The sequence below is a fragment of the Aquihabitans sp. G128 genome (genome assembly GCF_019048865.1).
Lineage (GTDB): Bacteria > Actinomycetota > Acidimicrobiia > Acidimicrobiales > Iamiaceae > Aquihabitans.
The window spans coordinates 3,070,304-3,086,778 of sequence record NZ_CP077604.1 but is presented as its reverse complement, the minus strand read 5'-3'; the positions used below and the strand labels follow the sequence as shown (position 1 = coordinate 3,086,778).

Genomic DNA, 16,475 nt, shown 5'->3' with positions numbered 1-16,475 from the left:
GGGAGCTCATGGCAGCGTCCTGTTCCGGTGGGTCGGCACCACGAGGTCGGTGCCGGCCCTGCGTGTCTACCGGATCCGACCGCGGCGCCTCAGCGCCAGAGGACCTCGGCGAGGGCGGCCTCGGCCTCGTCGAGCGCGAACGGGGCGAGGCGCTCGAAGAAGGTGGCGATGGCGTGCAGCGCCTCGGGTGCGAGGTCGCCGTGGCGCACGATGTCGAGCTCGTTGGCGAGGGACACGAGGGCGAAGGACCGCCACCCATCGGCGTCGAGCTCGACGACCGCGCCGGCGAAGCGGTCGGTGAACGCCGGCTCGGCCGTGGCGAGCGTCGGGTAGGTGGCCGCCCGGTCGCAGGAGCCGTAGCGGTGCACGATCGCCTCGGCCTCGTCGCCGATGGCCGAGCGCAGCACGTCGCGCTCGTCGAGGGCGAGAAGGGCCGCCGGGAAGCCGGCGGTGCCGTAGGCGGCGTGGCACCGGCCGGCCAGGACGGTGGCCTCGGGCGCCTCCCACCCGCGCAGCAGGTCGCTCGTGCGCTGCAGGTGGTGGAGCAGGTTCCCGCCCGGGTGGGCGAGGTCGCCGGCCCCGCGGGCCACGAGCAGCGCATCGGCCTCTGCGTTCCGGGTGCCCGCTCGCGGTCCGCTCACGCCCGGGACCGTACCGGCGTCGGCGTGGGCCCTGCCGCCTCGGTCGAACGCCGTCGGGGTTCCGAGGAGGTCCTGCGTCACGGTGGTGCTTGCCTGCTCCAGGAGGCTGGGCGAGCGGTCGAGGTCGGACGGCTCGGCCCCGGTGGTGCTCGCTAGGTTGGCGGGCCATGGGGGAGCAGCGCAGCGGGGCACGTCGGTGGCGGTCGATCGGGGTGGCGGCGCTCGCCGCCGGGCTGGCCGTGGGCGGCCCCGTCGCCCAGGCCGCGCCGGACGGGCCCGCTCGGGTCGGCCGCGTGGCGCCCGCTCCCGACGCCCACTCGACGGCGGGGTGGACCACCACCACCGGCACCGACGGGCGGACGTGGTTCGCCGACGCCCAGGGCCGGGCCCGCCAGGTGCGTGGCATCAACATCAAGAGCCGGGACCTGCCCGCCGACGCCTCCGACGCCCGGCTCGCCGCCACCGCGGCGGCCGGCTTCGACCTGATCCGGATCAGCGTCTACTGGGACCAGTTCGAGCCCACCCAGGGCACCTACGACCAGGCCTACTTCGACGGCGTGCGCACGGTGCTGGCCCGGGCGGAGGCCCACGGCCTGAAGGTCATCCTCGACATGCACCAGGACAACTTCGGCGCCGCCTTCGGCTCGAACGGCATCCCGGTGTGGGCCACCCGCAGCGACGGGCTGCCCTTCGTGCCGCAGGACGTGTGGTTCCTCAACGCCGTGCAGCCGGCGCTCATGCGGGCCTGGCAGCACCTCTACGAGGACGCCGACCTGCGCCAGGCCCAGGTCGACGCCTGGCTCGAGGTGGTCGACCAGGTCGGCAGCGAGCCGGCGGTCTTCGGCTACGACCTGCTCAACGAGCCGTTCGGTGAGCTGCGCGCCGGCGAGACCCTGCAGGAGGCGGTGAACCGCATCGAGGGCGGCCAGCTCTCCGACCTGTACCAGCGCCTCACCGACGCCATCCGCACCGTCGACACCGAGCGCTGGATCTTCGTGGAGCCGGCCAACGAGGCCTCGCTCGGGCTGACCCCGGCGCTGCGGAAGATCCACGGCACCAAGGTCGCCTACTACCCGCACATGTACGACTCGGCCATCGAGACGGCCACCTACGGCGGCGGGACGCCGGTCCTGAACGAGGCGTTCTTCACCCGCTTCCGCGCCGCCATCGTCGGCTACCCGCAGCGCAACCACGTGCCGATGATCTTCGGCGAGTGGGGCGTGTCCGACGCCTCCAAGCCCGGCATGGAGGCGTTCATCGACCGGAGCGTGGCGCTCATGGACGAGATCGGTTCGGGCTGGACCGCCTTCTACTTCGACCCCGCCTCGCTGCCCGACCCGGGCTTCGACCAGATCATCCAGCCGTGGGCCCAGGCCGTGGCCGGCGCCCCCACGTCGGCCGGGTTCGACACCGCCACCCGACGCCTGCGGGTGGTCTTCGCCGACGACGACGCCACCGGCCCCACCGACCTGGTGGTGCCCCCGGCCTACGCAGACGGGTGGAAGGTCGTTACCAGCGACGCCGACGGCACGTGGTCCGCCGAGCCCGACCCGGTGGCCGGCGTCATCCACGTCACCACCGCCAAGACCGGTGGCGCCCACGCCGTGTGCCTGGTCCCCGAGGCCGACGCCACCCCGTGCCCCGTCGTCCTGCCCGACCCCGCTCCCGCTCCCACCCCCACCACGACGGCCCCCGCCGCCACCGGCCCCGGCACCGCCGCCCCCGCCACCCCGGTCGCCGGCCGCGCCGCCTACACCGGCTGACGCCGGCTGACCAAGCGCCCACCCACCACCACGAACTCGTCGCAGTTGGACGACGCCCCGGTCGACAACTGCGACAAGTTCCCGGGGTGCTGGTTCCAGCGACCCCAAACTATTGACAGTTGGGGTGTCAAGAGTGTCGGATGGTCGGGGCCGTCAGGGGACGGCGCCGCCACCGCAGCGAGGAACGCCATGACCACCAGCCGCACCGCCACCGCGCTCGTGGGGCGCACCGCTGCAGGGGGTCGCTGACGTGGCCCGCGCCAGCCGCTTCGAGGGCCGCATCGCCCGCACCGTGCCCGAGTCCGATCCGTGGTTCGACGAGCCGCCGCACCCGGCCGACGACGCCCCGAACGTCGTGGTCGTGCTGCTCGACGACACCGGCTTCGCCCAGCTCGGCTGCTACGGCTCCACCATCGACACGCCGAACATCGACGCCCTCGCCGCCGGCGGCCTGCAGTTCACCAACCACCACGTGACGCCGCTGTGCTCGCCCACCCGTGCCTCGCTGCTCACGGGTCGGTCGCAGCACGCGGTGGGCATGCGGGCGCTGTCGAACTTCCGCACCGGGTTCCCCAACCAGCTGGGCCACATCTCGAACCACGCCGCCACCGTGGCCGAGGTGCTGCGCGACGAGGGCTACGCCACGTTCTGCGTCGGCAAGTGGCACCTGGCCCCCATGGAGCAGTGCTCGGCCGCCGGCCCGTTCGACCAGTGGCCGCTGGGCCGCGGCTTCGACCGCTTCTACGGCTTCCTCGACGGCGAGACCGACCAGTTCCACCCGGACCTGGTCTGCGACAACCACCCGGTCGACCCGCCCGCCGGGCCCGACGACGGCTACCACCTCACCGAGGACCTGGTCGACCAGCTCCTGCGCATGGTGTCCGACAGCAAGGGCGTCCGCCCCGACAAGCCGTTCTTCGCCTACGTGCCGCTGGGCGCCACCCACGCCCCCCACCAGGCGCCGCCGCCGTACCTCGCCAAGTACCGGGGCGCGTTCGACGAGGGCTGGGACGTCGTGCGCCAGCGCTGGTTCGACAGGCAGGTGGCCGCCGGCGTGGTCCCCGCCGGCACCCAGCTCGCCCCCCGCAACCCGGGCGTGGAGCCGTGGGACGAGCTGCCCGAGGTGCAGCAGCGCCTGGCCGCCCGCCTGCAAGAGGCCTTCGCCGCCTTCCTCGACCACACCGACGACCAGATCGGGAGGTTGGTCGACGGCCTGCGCCACCTGGGCCAGCTGGAGAACACGATCCTGGTGGTGATGGCCGACAACGGCGCCTCCCAGGAGGGCGGCCCGTTCGGCGTCATGCACGAGATGAAGTTCTTCAACGGCATCCTCGAGACGCCGGACGAGGCCATCGAGCGCATCGACGACATCGGCGGCCCCCACAGCCACACCAACTACCCGTGGGGCTGGGCCCAGTGCGGCAACGCCCCGTTCCGCTGGTACAAGCAGAACACCCACGAGGGTGGCGTCCACGTGCCCATGGTCGTGCACTGGCCGGCCGGGATCGCCGCCGACCAGCGGGGCACCACCCGCACCCAGTTCACCTACGTGGCCGACGTCGTGCCCACCATCTACGAGCTGCTCGGCGTCACTCCGCCGGCCACCTACCGCGGCCTCGAGCAGCTCCCCGTGACCGGGCACTCGTTCGCCTCCGTGCTGGCCGACCCCGCAGCTCCGGCCACCAACGAGCTCCAGTACTTCGAGATGGGCGGCAGCCGCGCCCTGGTGGCCGGCACCTGGAAGGCCGTGCAGAAGCACACCCAGCGGGTGCCCTACGACGACGAGGCGTGGGAGCTCTACGACCTCGCCGCCGACCCGTCGGAGTGCGACGACCTGGCCGCCGCCCAGCCCGAGAAGCTGGCCGAGCTGATCGACCTGTGGTGGGCCGAGGCCGACCGCCACGGCGTGCTGCCGCTCGACGACCGGCTCATCGAGCTGTTCGGCGCCCGCTTCCGCGACCACTCGCCGCACCCCGTCGACCGCCGCTACGTCTACCGCCCGCCGATGTCGCCCATCCCCGCCCAGGCTTCCGCAGCCATCGGCGGTCGGGCCTTCGACCTGACCGCCCGGGTCACGCGGGCGGCAGGCGACGAGGGCGTGCTGTGGGCCACCGGCACCGAGAACTCCGGCATCTCCGTCTTCGTCCAGGCTGACCGGCTGCTGGTCGACTACAACGCGTTCGACGACCACACGCTGGTGGCGTCGAGCGTCGTGGTGCCCGAGGGCGACGTCGAGCTGACCGCTCGGTTCCGGCGCGAGGACGGGCGGGGTGGCTCGGTGGAGGTGCTGGTCGACGGGGTCTCGGCCGGCCGCGCCGACCTGCCGCTCTTGATGCGGGTGATCTCGTCGGTCGGCTCCAGCATCGGCTTCGACCACGGCTCGCCCATCTCGCCGCGCTACGAGGCGCCGTTCCCGTTCCAGGGGACGCTCCACGAGCTGGTGATCCAGCTGGTGAACCGCGACGACGCCGCCACGGTCGAGGCCGAGGCGCGCGCCCAGATGTCGCGCCAGTAGCCGCGCCGCCCCGGCGAGCCGGGTCGTACCCTGGCCGCCGTGGCCGAGCCAGCAGCGAGCGGAGGGTCGGTGCCCACCGACCCCGAGGCGCTGGCCGAGGTGCTGTGGGCCGCCGGGTTCGTGGCCGCCGAGGAGGAGGCCGACGAGCTGCTCGCCGCGGCCGCCGGCGATCGCGCCCGGCTCGACGCCCTGGTGGCCCGTCGCCTCACCGGCGAGCCGCTGGCGTGGATCACGGGCACCGTCGAGTTCTGCGGTCTCAACGTGCGCGTGGACCCGGGCGTCTACGTCCCCCGCTGGCAGAGCGAGGTGCTGGCCCGGCGGGCGGCCGCGCTGCTCCCGGCCGACGGCACCGCGGTCGACGTGTGCACCGGCACCGGCGCCATCGCCCTGGTGCTCGCCACCGCCCACCCCGGCGCCACCGTCATCGGCGTCGACGTGGACGAGGCCTCGGTGGCCTGCGCCCGGGCCAACGGCGTCGACGCCCGCTGCGGCGACCTCTTCGCCCCGCTCCCGGCCGAGCTGCGCGGCCGGGTCGACGTCGTCGTCGGCTCGGTCCCCTACGTGCCGACCGGTGCCCTGGGCCTGCTCCAGCGCGACACCCTCGCCTTCGAGAGCCCCCGCTCCTACGACGGCGGCCCCGACGGCACCTCCATCCTCCGCCGCGTCCTGCAGGACGCGCGGACCCTGCTGCGCCCCGGCGGGGCCCTCCTCCTCGAGCTCGGCGGCGACGAGGCCGACCTCCTCGCCCCCACCCTCACCGACCTCGGCTACGCCCAGATCGAGGTCATCCGAGACGAAGACGCCGACACCCGCGGCCTCGTCGCCCTCCTGACCGAGGCCGACAGCTGACGGCCGGCCGGCTCACCGCTCTCGCTGGTCGCCTCGTTCACCCGGCGGCCGGGGCGGGGGTGGAGCAGGATGCGGCGATGGCTGGAGAACCGCAGATCATCGTGCTCGGGTCGGTGACGACCACCGAGGCGGACATGCCGGAGCTGCTCGAAGCGGCGCTGGCCCACGTCCGCCGCTCGCGCACCGAGCCGGGGTGCCTGGCCCACGGGGTGTCGCGAGACGTCGAGGACCCGCTGCGGCTGGTCTTCGTGGAGCGGTGGGCCGACCGTGCGGCGCTCGACGCGCACTTCGCCGTGCCCGAGTCCTCGGCGTTCGTGGAGGTCGTCGGCCGGGTGGCCACCACGCCGCCCACCCTCGAGCTCCTGCCGATCGTGCCCCGGGACTGATCGTGGCCACCAGCGACGATGCCGCCCCCGGACCGCTGATCAGCGCCGCCCACGAGCACCCGTGGGTGGAGGTCAAGGCCCAGTCCCACGGCGGGCGACGGGTGTCGATCTGGGAGAAGTTCCTGGAGTGGTCGCCCGATCGCCTGGTGATCTACGCCCGCTACGACCCCGGCGTGGTGGTCGAGCGCCACGGCCACGCGTCCGGACCACTTCGTGTTCGTCCTCTCCGGCGAGATCACGGTGGGCGACCGGATCTGCGGGCCCGGCACGCACATCACCCTGGAGCAGGGCGCGGTGTTCGGCCCGCTGGAGGCCGGGCCCGAGGGCGCTGCTCTACGAGATCATGTGCGGCGACCCGCGCCGTGCCCACCGACCACGAGGGCTTCGAGCGGCTGCTGGCCGAGCGGGGCATCGAGGCGCTGCCCAACCCACCGGTGCCGTGGCCCGACTGGCTGGCCCAGCGCACCGACGGCGACCCCGGCGGCGGCTGAGCGTCAGCCCCGGTCGGGCAGGGCGGCGGCGATGAGGCGGGCGATCTCGGCGTAGCCGGCGTCGCGGGGGTGGATGTCCTGCACCTCGCAGAACCAGGTGAGCCGGCAGACCTCGGCGACGGCCTTGGGGATGGTCCCGTAGGGCGCCAGGTCGGTGGTCTCGGTGAGCGGCGTGTAGGCGCCGGTGGCCTCGGTGACGTCGACGAAGACCCCGTCGACCGACTCGTACGCCTCCTTCAGCATGGGGTTGATGAACTGCCGGAAGGCCACGACCGAGAGCTCGGCGAGCTGCTTGCCGGCCCCGTCGCTCGCCAGGTAGCCGCCCAGGATGACGTCGGGGTACGTGAGCCCGACGATGACGGCGTCGGGACCGGCCGCCTTGCGGACCTTGGGGAGGATGGTGCGCAGGCCCGCCTCGATGTCCTTCACCGCGCCGGTGACGCAGGTGATGGCGTCCGACGCCTGGGCGCAACCGGTGACGTCGTTGCCGCCGATGGAGATGGTGACCACCTGGACCTGCCCCGGGTGGTCCTCGAGGTAGCCGAGGGCGGCGTCGAGCTGGTCGTCGTCGTAGGTGGGGCCGCCGGGCGAACGGGCCCCGGCCTTGCACCCGTCCTGCTCGGTGAGCGAGCCCACGGTGGCGCCGCCGCAGCCGAAGTTCACCGTCTTCAGGGCGTAGCCCTTGGGCTTGGCGAGGGCCGGGAGAAGGTAGGCGTAGCCCTTGCGGTAGTCGGGCGTGGTGCCGCCGACGGTGGGCTGGTACCCCTGGGCGTAGGAGTCGCCGATGGAGACGTAGGTGCCGTCGTCCGGTGCCGCCACCGAGGCGTCGCTGCCGCCGTCGGAGCTGCAGCCGGACAAGGACGCGAGGGCCAGGAGGGCCAGGGCGGCCACGGCCGTTGCCGCGGTCCTCCGCCCCGCACCCCTGCGTGCTGCTGGACGCGCCATGGTCTCCCCGTTCCGGCGGCGCCCCTGTGCACCGCGCCGTGCGACGTTACGTCGCCAGGGACCGGGTCCCGGGGGCGCTCAGCGGGCGGAGGCGGTCTCGGCCGGCCGGTCGAGCCGGTGGCGGACCGAGGCGCCGCCTGCGGCACCCGTGGCCTTGGCGAGGTACAGCTGGGCGTCGGCCCGTTCGAGGGCGTCGATCAGCGCTTCGCCGTGGCGGCGGTGGGCCACGCCGATGGACAGGGCCGAGCCGTAGCCCGCCAGCAAGGTGCCCACCCGGCGCTGGATGGCGGCGGCGGTGGTGTGGGCGTCGGGTGGCACGCCCTGGGCGAAGAGCAGGACGGCGAACTCGTCGCCGCCGATCCGGTAGACGGCCTCGGGGTCGCCGAGCACCCGGCGCAGGCCGTCGCTGACCTCGCGCAGCACCTGGTCGCCCAGCAGGTGGCCGCCGGTGTCGTTGACCTGCTTGAAGCGATCGATGTCGAGCATGAGGAGGGCGACCGGCTCGTCGGCTGGAATGCTGCGCAGGCGCTCGTGGAAGGCCGAGTGGTTGCCGATGCCCGTGAGCGCGTCGCGTCGGGCCTGGCGCCGCAGCTCCTCGACCGTCGCCGCCGTCTCGAGGCAGCTCCCGGCCAGCACGGCCAGCAGCTCCAGCGGCTCGACCTGCTCGGGGCCCAGCGCCACCGGCGTGGAGTCGGTGAGGATGAGCAGCCCGGTGCGGCGGCCGCGCGCGGTGATGGGCAGCGCCACCAAGGACCGGGCGCCCACGTCGCGCAGCGTCTCGCTGGCGGTCACGCTGCGGCCGGTGGCCTCGCCGGCGGTGTAGCAGGACGTGAGCGGCTCGAGGACGTTCGAGAGGTGGGCCAGCTCGGCCACGGTCATGGCGTCCAGCGCGGCCGACAAGGGGCCGGCGGTGTGGCGGCGCTCGCCGTCGGACCACTCGTCCTCCAGGACGAGCATCGCCGAGCCCATGTTGCTGAGCTCCCGGGCGGCGGCGAGCACGGCGTCGATGGTGCGGCCGGCGTCCTCGACGGCGGCGAGCGAGGCGGCGGTGCGGGCCAGGCGGCGCAGCGGCACGCGGGACTGCTCGGGGGCCAGGTCGCCCAGGCGGTGACCGAGGAGCTCGGCGCAGGCCCGCACCTCGGCGCGGACGGCCTCGCTGAGCGGCACGAGGGACTCGACGTTCAGGGCGCCGACGGTGAGGTCGTCGGTGCGCAGCGGCACGCACAGCTCCGACACGACGCCGGGGATGGCCTCCAGGTAGTCCGGGGCGGCGGTGATGTCGTCGACGTAGTGCTCGAGGCCGGTCCGGAACGTGCGACCGGTGATGCCGGCGGTGGGCACCATGCCGTCGAGGACCTGCCAGAGGCCGCGCTGGGCCTGGCAGCGGAGGCGCCCGCCCTCCTCCAGGTACGCCGACGGCATGAGGCCGCCCTGGCGGAAGAGGTGGGCGGCCACGGCCTCGCACGCGCCGCGCCGGCTGCGGGCGGCGTCGATGCGGGCGGCCAGCTTGTCGAGCTGCGGCTCGCGAGCCTGGCGGGGGCCGAGGTGGTCGGTGGTCGACGGCCACGGCGCGTCTGGACGGCCGAGCAGGAAGCCCTGGGCCAGGGCGACATCCGCGTCGCGCAGCCAGGCCAGCTCGGCCCGGGACTCGACGCCCTCGGCGATCACGTTGGCGCCGATCTCCGAGGCGAAGCCGACGAGGGCGGCCACCAGGGCCTGGCGGTGGCGGTCGCGGTGGATGTCGACGATGAGCGACCGGTCGATCTTCACGAACTCCGGCAGCAGCTCCACCACCTGCTTGAGGCTGGAGTAGCCGGCGCCGGCGTCGTCGATGGCCAGGCGGGCGCCGCTCCGCAGCCACGGGGCGCACGACTGGCGCAGGGCCACCACGTCGTCGATCTCCTCGCGCTCGGTCAGCTCCAGCACGAGCCGCCGGGGGAGGCGGTCACGGAGCTGCACCGAGTCGGGGTGGGCGAGCAGCGCCGGGCTCACGTTGACGAACAGCAGCGCGTCGCGGGGCGGGGCGCCGTGCTCGGCCACCGCCAGCAGGCAGGCCCGCTCGAGCTCGACCCGGCGGTCGAGGCGCGACGCCAGCACGAACCAGTCCGACGGCGCCACCGGCTCGGGCTCCACGGAACGGCACAGCGCCTCGTAGCCCACCACCTCGCCGTCGGCCATGCGCACGATCGGCTGGAACACGGCCCGCAGCCCACCGGGCGCGACCAACCGATCCAGCAGCCGGGTGGCCGCCGCATCGCGCTCGCTCGTGGTTCGTCGCCCGATCCCATCCATGCCGGTACTGGATCGGCCCGGGGACGTGCTCCCTGAGGAACCGCCGGGTGAACACCACCTGTTGCCCACCTGACAGCGGCGCCGCCGGCCCGCGGTGCACCGCTGCGGGACGAGCCGATCGTCGCTGTCGCGTGCCGGCCCGACCAGCGATCGAAGGAGGGGGACGGTCGAACGGGGGAGCGGGGCGCGCCTCCTAGGGGTTCGGCGGCCCGCTCACCCCGTTCGAGATCCGGCGCTCAGGGGCGGTGGCCCTTGGCGCGGTACATGGCCTGGTCGGCGCGCCGGAGGGCGTCGTGCGGCGAGTCCCCGCGGACGGCGCGGCCGACGCCGACGCTGCCGGTGACCGACAGGCCCTCGGCCCTGGAGACGGCGGCGACCAGGTCGCGGACCTCGGCGGCCAGGGCCTCGCGATCGCCGGGGTCGGTGACCACCACGAACTCGTCGCCGCCGATGCGGGCGACGTCGGCGTCGGGGCCGAGGCCGTCGCGCAGGGCTTCGGCCACCAGGACCAGCACCTCGTCGCCTCGTTCGTGGCCCCAGGTGTCGTTGACGGCCTTGAAGCCGTCGAGGTCGAGGTAGGCGACGTCGGTGGGGATGCGCTCGGCGAGGCGCACCTCGAGCAGGTCCTGGAGCGAGGCCCGGTTGCGCAGGCCCGTCAGCGGGTCGCGGTTGGCTCGGGCCTCGAGGTCGCGCTGGGTGGCGTGACGGGCGGTGACGTCCTCCAGGGTGACCACGATCGAGGCCACGTCGCTGCGGCCCTCGGACGTGAACCGGCACTCCACCCGCTCGACGCGGGCGCCGACCAGCCGGATGGTGCACTCCTCGCGGCCGGCGGCCTGGGTGACGCGGCGCAGGACGTCGGCCACCAGCGGCGCGTCGACGGGGTCCACCACGGGCTCGAAGCCGTCGCGCGTGAGCTCCTCGGGCTCTCGGCTGAGCATCCCGCAGGCCGCGCCGTTGGCGAAGACCACCCGGCCGTTCTGGTCGAGCAGCAGCACCCCGACGGGCAGCAGCTCCGAGAGGGTCTCGATGGCCGAGGTGGGCCGGGACCCCTGCCAATCCTCGGCCAGGTCCTCGGGCAGCTCGCGGGTGCGCACGACCATGCCGTTGATGAGCGGGTCGCCGAACTGGTTGAAGGCGGTGATCTCGTAGCGGCCCCACGTGCCGTCGCCGGTGCGCATGCGCACCACCCGGCTGGCCTGCCAGCCGTGCTGGGTGCTGAACGCCTCCATGCCGAGCTCGAGGATCACCAGCGCGTCGTCGGGGTGCATGTCCTCCAGCGTGTGGAGGCCCAGCCCGAGGCCCCGGCCGATCAGCCCGCCGGGCGGGGCCAGGTTGGCCAGGATCGTCCAGTCGGCGTCGAGCACCATCAGCGACTCGGCCAGGAACGGCCGCAGCCGATCCATGAGCTCCGGCGTCACGCCGGTCTGCTCGGCGGCCTGGTCGGTGCCGGCGCCGGGCGCGCCCGTGGGCGCCTCGTCCCCCTGCTGCCCGGTCCCTCCCATGGCCCACCTGTCGGCCGGAAGGCGCACGGGTGAAGCGGCGGTGGCGGAACGGGCCGACCGACCTATTCCCCCAGGTCAGGCTGACGACAGCGTCAGTCGGACGGCACGCCGTGGCGGTCCACCGCGCACAGCTCCCGCCACGCCTTCGGCACGCTGCCGGCGCGCACGACGCCGGCCTCCAGGAGCGCGTCGAGCACCGGGCGGGTGGCGTCGCGCAGGAGGCCGAGCCGCTCGGGCGTCTTGTTGGCGGCCTTCCAGGTGGCCCAGCCGTCGAGGCCGACCTGCTCGTACACGCCGGGGTGAACCAGGAAGGCGTACATCTGGGCGATGAGCTTGGGGGCCACGTGGTGGACCTGGAAGCGGTCGACCTTGGAGGCGGCGGCCCACACCTCGGGGAGCATGGTCCGGGCGAAGGCCAGGTGCCGAGCCTCCTCCTGGCGGTGGTAGCGGTTCACCGAGGCGAGGAACGGGTCGGTGTCGGGGTGCTCCGAGGCCAGCTTCTGCAGCAGGTCGGGGATCTCCTCGCCGGCCAGCACCATGACGTAGAGCAGGGCGGCGTGGTCGACGATCCACAGCGTGCCGAACCGCTCGATGCGGGCCATGAGCCAGTGGCCGGCCAGGGGGTTGCGGGCCTGCGGCTCGATCTGGCCGATGACCCGCTGGAACATGCGCTGGTGGCGGGTCTCCTCGCCCATCTCGTGGAGGAGGTACGTGACGCGGGGGTCGGTGATGTCGCCCGCCCGGCAGACCTGGAGGCCGAAGCCGGCCTCGAGCGTGGCCTCGAAGCGGATGCCGTTGTCGAGGATGGACGCCACCTCCTCCCGGCTGAGCGTGCGGCGCTGCTCGGCGGTGAGCGGCAGGCCCAGGCCGTGCACCGACAGGAGCTCGTCGGGCAGGAGCTGGCCATCGCCCACCGAGCCGGGCAGGTCGGCGTCGGGCTCGATCACCCGCTTCACCGAGATCCGGTTCAGCCGTTCGACCCGCTCTGCCACCACTGCGTTCCCCATGGGGCCAACGTAAGCGGGAGGACCCCGCCGGATCGGGTGGTGTGACCGAAACCTCGCCCGGCGCGGGTCGTCGTGCGGGAGACTGTCGCCTCCACCGATGAGTTCCGCGCCCCGCCGCAGTTCCATCCGTGACCGATCGAGGAGTGGATCCCCGACCGCTCGCCACACCTGCTCCCTGACCCGAACGAGGGCCACCCATGTCTGTCTCCAACCCCTCCGCCCTGCGCCGGCTGGGCACGTTCGCCTACCGCCGCCACTGGCTGGTGATCGGCGTCTGGATCGTCGCCATCGTCGTGATCGGCGGCATCAGCGGCGCCCGCGGCACCGGCTACTCCGACAGCTTCGGCGATTTCAAGAGCGAGTCGACCACGGGCTTCGACCTCATCGAGAAGGGCTTCACGCCGAAGGAGGCCAAGGCCGCTGCGGACGACGACGACAAGGCCACCGGCGCCGCCACGGCCACCATCAGCTTCGAGGTCAGCTCCTCGGTGGCCGACGGGGTGAACGACCCGGCGATCAAGAAGGCGATGACGGCCTTCTTCGCCCGGGTGGCCAAGGCCGGCGGCGATCGACCGATCGCCGTCACCAGCCCGTACGACAACCCGCAGCAGATCGCCACCAAGGGCGCCCTCGCCGGTCGGGTGGCCTACGCCAGCGTGGTCCTGCCCGACGACACCCAGCAGGCCGAGGCCCAGAAGTGGTCCAAGAAGATCCGCGAGGACCTGCCGAAGGCCGAGGGCCTCGAGCACGTCTACCTCGGCGGCCAGTACTTCGCCGAGTTCGAGGCCCCGTCCTCGGAGGTGCTCGGCATCGGCTTCGCCATCGTCATCCTGATCATCGCCTTCGGCTCGGTGCTCGCCATGGGCCTGCCCATCGGCATGGCCCTGGCCGGCATCGCGGTGGGCATCTCCACGGTCGGCATCGTCTCGAACTACGTCGGCATGCCGGAGTTCACCACCACGGTGGCGGTGATGATCGGGCTGGGCGTGGGCATCGACTACGCGCTGTTCATCGTCACCCGGTTCCGAGAGGACCTGCACAAGGGGATGGAGGGCGAGGCCGCCGCCGGCCACGCGCTCGACACCGCCGGGCGAGCGGTCATCTTCGCAGGCATCACCGTGGTGATCTCGGTCCTCGGCATGCTCGTGATGGGCCTCGAGTTCATCCAGGGCATCGGCATCGGCTGCGCCATCGCCGTGGTGTTCACCCTGCTCGCGTCCATCACGCTCCTCCCGGCGCTGCTCGGCCTGGCCGGCAGCAAGCTCGAGGTCACCCGTCGCCGGGGCCTGATCGCCGCCGGCTTCGTCGCCGTGGGCATGGTCTCCCTCGGCCTCGGGGCCCCGGCGCCGATCGCCTTCGCCCTCTTCATCCTGGCGATCCTGGTCCTGGTGGTCGGGTTCTTCCTGCCGGCGCTGAAGGTCCCGCTGGCCCCGCGCAAGCAGAAGCCGTCCCGTGAGACGTTCTGGTACCGCTACAGCCGGTTCATCCAGCACCACGCCTGGTTCACCGCCATCGGCGGCCTCGCCCTGCTCGTGATCCTCGCGGTGCCGGTGCTCAGCATCCGCCTCGGCTTCTCCGACGAGGGCAACTTCCCGAAGGGCTCCGACACCCGCGACTCCTACGACCTGCTGGCCGACGCCTTCGGGCCGGGCTTCAACGGCCCGCTGATCCTGGTGGCCGAGCTGCCGAAGGGCGCCACCGACGCCCAGCTGTCGGCCATCACCGCCCGCATCGCCGAGACCGACGGCGTGGCCAACGTCGCCGGGTTCAGCCCCGACCTGCCCGCCGAGGCGACGGCCGGGTTCATCAGCGAGGACCGCACGGTCGCCCGCTGGATCGCCACCCCGGAGACGGCCCCGCAGGACGAGGCCACCGACGAGCTGGTGAAGGACCTCCGGGGCCCGGCGCTGGCGTCGGTCACCAAGGGCACGGGCATCGACGTCCTGGTGACCAGCTTCACCGCCACGGGCATCGACTTCTCCAGCTACCTCGGGTCGCGCTACCCAGCGTTCTTCGGGGCGGTGCTGGGCCTGTCGTTCATCCTGCTGATGGCGGTGTTCCGCTCGGTCCTGGTGCCGCTCAAGGCCGTCATCGTGAACCTGCTCTCCATCGGCGCCGCCTACGGCGTGGTGGTGGCCATCTTCCAGTGGGGGTGGATGTCCGGCCTCACCGGGATCCAGCCGGCGCCCATCGAGCCGTTCATCCCGATGATGCTCTTCGCCATCGTCTTCGGGCTCTCCATGGACTACGAGGTCTTCCTCCTCTCCCGCATGAAGGAGGAGTACGACCGCACCGGCAACAACGCCGAGGCCGTGGCCGACGGCCTGGCCGTCACCGCCCGGGTCATCACCGCGGCGGCGCTGATCATGGTGGTGGTCTTCGGCTCGTTCCTGCTGGAGAACAACCGGGTCATCAAGCTCATGGGCACCGGCCTCGCCGTGGCCGTGCTGCTCGACGCCACCGTCGTCCGCATGCTGGCGGTGCCCGCCACCATGGAGCTGCTGGGCGACCGCAACTGGTGGCTGCCCAAGTGGCTCGACAAGGTCCTGCCGGTCATCCACGTCGAGGGCGCCGCCGACGACGTCGAGGGCGACCCCGAGCCCGACCCCGAGCTGGTCGGCGCCGGCCAGGCCTGACCGCCCAACCCCGCAACTTGTGGGCCCACGCTGCCGTTTTGGGCGCTCTGGGCCCACAAGTTCGCCGCGGTGGGGCTGCGCGGCCGAGGGCGACCACTTCGAGGCGGTCGCCATCGGGTCTCAGGCGGCGACCCGCTGGAGCGGGAGGCAGCGGGCCAGCGCGGGGATCACGAGGGCGGCGGCGACGAGGTGGGTCAGCACCAGCGTGGCCCGGGTGGCGGTGGTGGCCTGGGCGGTGAGGTCGGGCACCAGGCTCAGGGCGGTCAGCACGACGGTGGTCCGCACGAAGGTGCGGCGAGGGCTGCGGGCCCGGCGCCCGAGGCTGCGAGCCAGCAGGGCGCCGACCAGCGTGCAGACCAGGGTCACCTGGCCGAACCCGAGGACGGGGATGGCCTCGCCGCCCACCGTGAGCGGCACGTCGAGGGCCCGGGCCGCGGCGGCGACGGCGGTGGTGGCGATGGCGGCTGCCGCGCCGGCCAGCAGGCCGGCCTTGGCGACGGTGGGTCGGGCGGGTCGTGCCTGGTCGACGGTGGTGGTGGGGATCGTGGTGGCGGTCATGGGAGCTCCTCGGGTCGGGGTGCGGGGTGCCCCTTGCGCCCTCGCACCATGACCACGAACGGGGCGTGGCCCGATCGACACCGGCGCCGGATCTTTCCCGATCCCGCCGTGGCCTCGCCGCCGCCGGTGGGCCAGACTTGGCCCTCGGAACGGCGACACGAAGGAGCGGGACGTGGAAGATCGCGAGAAGGAAGCCATCGGCCAGGTGGCGGGGTTGGGCAGCGGCCTGTTCACCGGGGCCAAGATCGGCGCCGTCGTGGTGCCCATCCCCGTGGTGGGCCCGTTCGCCGGCGCCGTCCTGGGCGGCCTGCTCGGCAGCGAGCTGGGGAAGACCGCCGGCAAGGCCGTCATCAACGGCGCCACCGCCTTCGTCGACACCTTCAAGGCCCCCGACCCCGCCACCGACTGAGCCCAGGGTCGCCGGGCCCCCGGCCCGGCGGCAGGCGGCCGCACCCGGGAAAATTGTCAGACCCCCTCCGTACGGTTCGGGCATGACCTCCGCAGCGCTCCACCACCCCCGCCCGCTCGTGGCGGCCCCCGCGGCCGTCGCCTTCTCGCCGGACGAGATCGAGGCCTGGTTCTACGAGGTCGGGCCGCTCGTCAAGGCCCTCGCCCCGCTGGGCGCCAACCTGTCCAGCGGACGGCGCCGGTGGCTGGCCACCCAGGTGCGCTTCGGCGCCCAGGCGCTGGTGGCGCTCGAGGCCGACCTGTTCGAGGCCGAGGCCCACGAGGCCCCCACGCACGACCTGCTCTGGCTGCACACCCGGGTGGCGGCCCTGGTGGAGGCGGCCCGCCCCCGCCCGGCGCTCACCGCCGCTGCCTGACCCGAGCGCGGTCGGGCGGTTCACGCGGCGTTCACGGCGGCGCCGGTCCGCCCGGCACCTGCG

At 73.6% G+C, this 16,475-nt stretch carries 14 protein-coding genes; 8 read left to right on the top strand and 6 right to left on the bottom strand.

Annotation, left to right across the window (positions count from 1 at the left end):
* Nucleotides 1-89: 89 nt before the first annotated feature.
* Nucleotides 90-641, bottom strand: coding sequence for a DUF6817 domain-containing protein (locus KSP35_RS14745; protein ID WP_216996588.1), 552 nt, complete (start codon nt 639-641; stop codon nt 90-92).
* Between the two features lie 167 nt (nt 642-808).
* On the opposite strand from KSP35_RS14745, the gene KSP35_RS14740 reads away from it, so the two are divergent.
* The 5 genes from KSP35_RS14740 to KSP35_RS25070 all read left to right on the top strand — a co-directional run bounded on the left by KSP35_RS14740 (nt 809) and on the right by KSP35_RS25070 (nt 6,645).
* The gene (locus KSP35_RS14740; protein WP_216996587.1) at nt 809-2,404 is read left to right on the top strand and encodes a cellulase family glycosylhydrolase; all 1,596 of its coding nucleotides are present in this window, start codon (nt 809-811) and stop codon (nt 2,402-2,404) included.
* A gap of 250 nt (nt 2,405-2,654) precedes the next feature.
* Nucleotides 2,655-4,919, top strand: coding sequence for an arylsulfatase (locus KSP35_RS14735; RefSeq protein WP_216996586.1), 2,265 nt, complete (start codon nt 2,655-2,657; stop codon nt 4,917-4,919).
* A 39-nt stretch (nt 4,920-4,958) separates the two neighbouring features.
* On the top strand, nt 4,959-5,768 hold the full coding sequence (locus tag KSP35_RS14730) for a HemK/PrmC family methyltransferase (RefSeq protein WP_216996585.1): 810 nt from the start codon (nt 4,959-4,961) through the stop codon (nt 5,766-5,768).
* A gap of 77 nt (nt 5,769-5,845) precedes the next feature.
* The gene (locus tag KSP35_RS14725) at nt 5,846-6,154 is read left to right on the top strand and encodes a putative quinol monooxygenase (protein WP_216996584.1); all 309 of its coding nucleotides are present in this window, start codon (nt 5,846-5,848) and stop codon (nt 6,152-6,154) included.
* Between the two features lie 362 nt (nt 6,155-6,516).
* Nucleotides 6,517-6,645 carry a hypothetical protein gene (locus tag KSP35_RS25070; protein ID WP_256444491.1) on the top strand — a complete coding sequence of 43 codons (129 nt, stop codon included), beginning with the start codon at nt 6,517-6,519 and terminating at the stop codon, nt 6,643-6,645.
* A 3-nt stretch (nt 6,646-6,648) separates the two neighbouring features.
* On the opposite strand, the gene KSP35_RS14720 is transcribed toward KSP35_RS25070, so the two are convergent.
* The 4 genes from KSP35_RS14720 to KSP35_RS14705 form a co-directional block, all read right to left on the bottom strand.
* Entirely contained in the window at nt 6,649-7,536 is an 888-nt protein-coding gene (locus KSP35_RS14720; protein ID WP_216996583.1) for an SGNH/GDSL hydrolase family protein, read from the bottom strand.
* A 132-nt stretch (nt 7,537-7,668) separates the two neighbouring features.
* Nucleotides 7,669-9,789, bottom strand: a complete 2,121-nt coding sequence (locus KSP35_RS14715; RefSeq protein ID WP_216996582.1) for an EAL domain-containing protein — start codon at nt 9,787-9,789, stop codon at nt 7,669-7,671.
* Nucleotides 9,790-10,118: 329 nt separating this feature from the next.
* Nucleotides 10,119-11,387 (bottom strand): GGDEF domain-containing protein, encoded by a 1,269-nt coding sequence (locus KSP35_RS14710; protein ID WP_216996581.1) that lies wholly within the window; start codon nt 11,385-11,387, stop codon nt 10,119-10,121.
* Nucleotides 11,388-11,479: 92 nt separating this feature from the next.
* A complete protein-coding gene (locus tag KSP35_RS14705; RefSeq protein WP_216996580.1) occupies nt 11,480-12,394 on the bottom strand; it encodes a diiron oxygenase in 915 nt (304 codons plus the stop codon).
* Nucleotides 12,395-12,591: 197 nt separating this feature from the next.
* On the opposite strand from KSP35_RS14705, the gene KSP35_RS14700 reads away from it, so the two are divergent.
* On the top strand, nt 12,592-15,030 hold the full coding sequence (locus KSP35_RS14700) for an MMPL family transporter (protein ID WP_216996578.1): 2,439 nt from the start codon (nt 12,592-12,594) through the stop codon (nt 15,028-15,030).
* A 120-nt stretch (nt 15,031-15,150) separates the two neighbouring features.
* Here KSP35_RS14700 and KSP35_RS14695 read toward each other — a convergent pair whose 3' ends face one another.
* A complete protein-coding gene (locus tag KSP35_RS14695) occupies nt 15,151-15,588 on the bottom strand; it encodes a DUF6069 family protein (protein WP_216996576.1) in 438 nt (145 codons plus the stop codon).
* Nucleotides 15,589-15,760: 172 nt separating this feature from the next.
* Here KSP35_RS14695 and KSP35_RS14690 point away from each other — a divergent pair, with 172 nt between their 5' ends.
* Together KSP35_RS14690 and KSP35_RS14685 are read left to right on the top strand one after the other, a co-directional pair.
* Nucleotides 15,761-15,997: a hypothetical protein gene (locus KSP35_RS14690; RefSeq protein WP_216996574.1), complete on the top strand. Its 237-nt coding sequence runs from the start codon at nt 15,761-15,763 to the stop codon at nt 15,995-15,997.
* Between the two features lie 82 nt (nt 15,998-16,079).
* Nucleotides 16,080-16,412, top strand: coding sequence for a hypothetical protein (locus KSP35_RS14685; protein WP_216996572.1), 333 nt, complete (start codon nt 16,080-16,082; stop codon nt 16,410-16,412).
* Nucleotides 16,413-16,475: the final 63 nt, after the last annotated feature.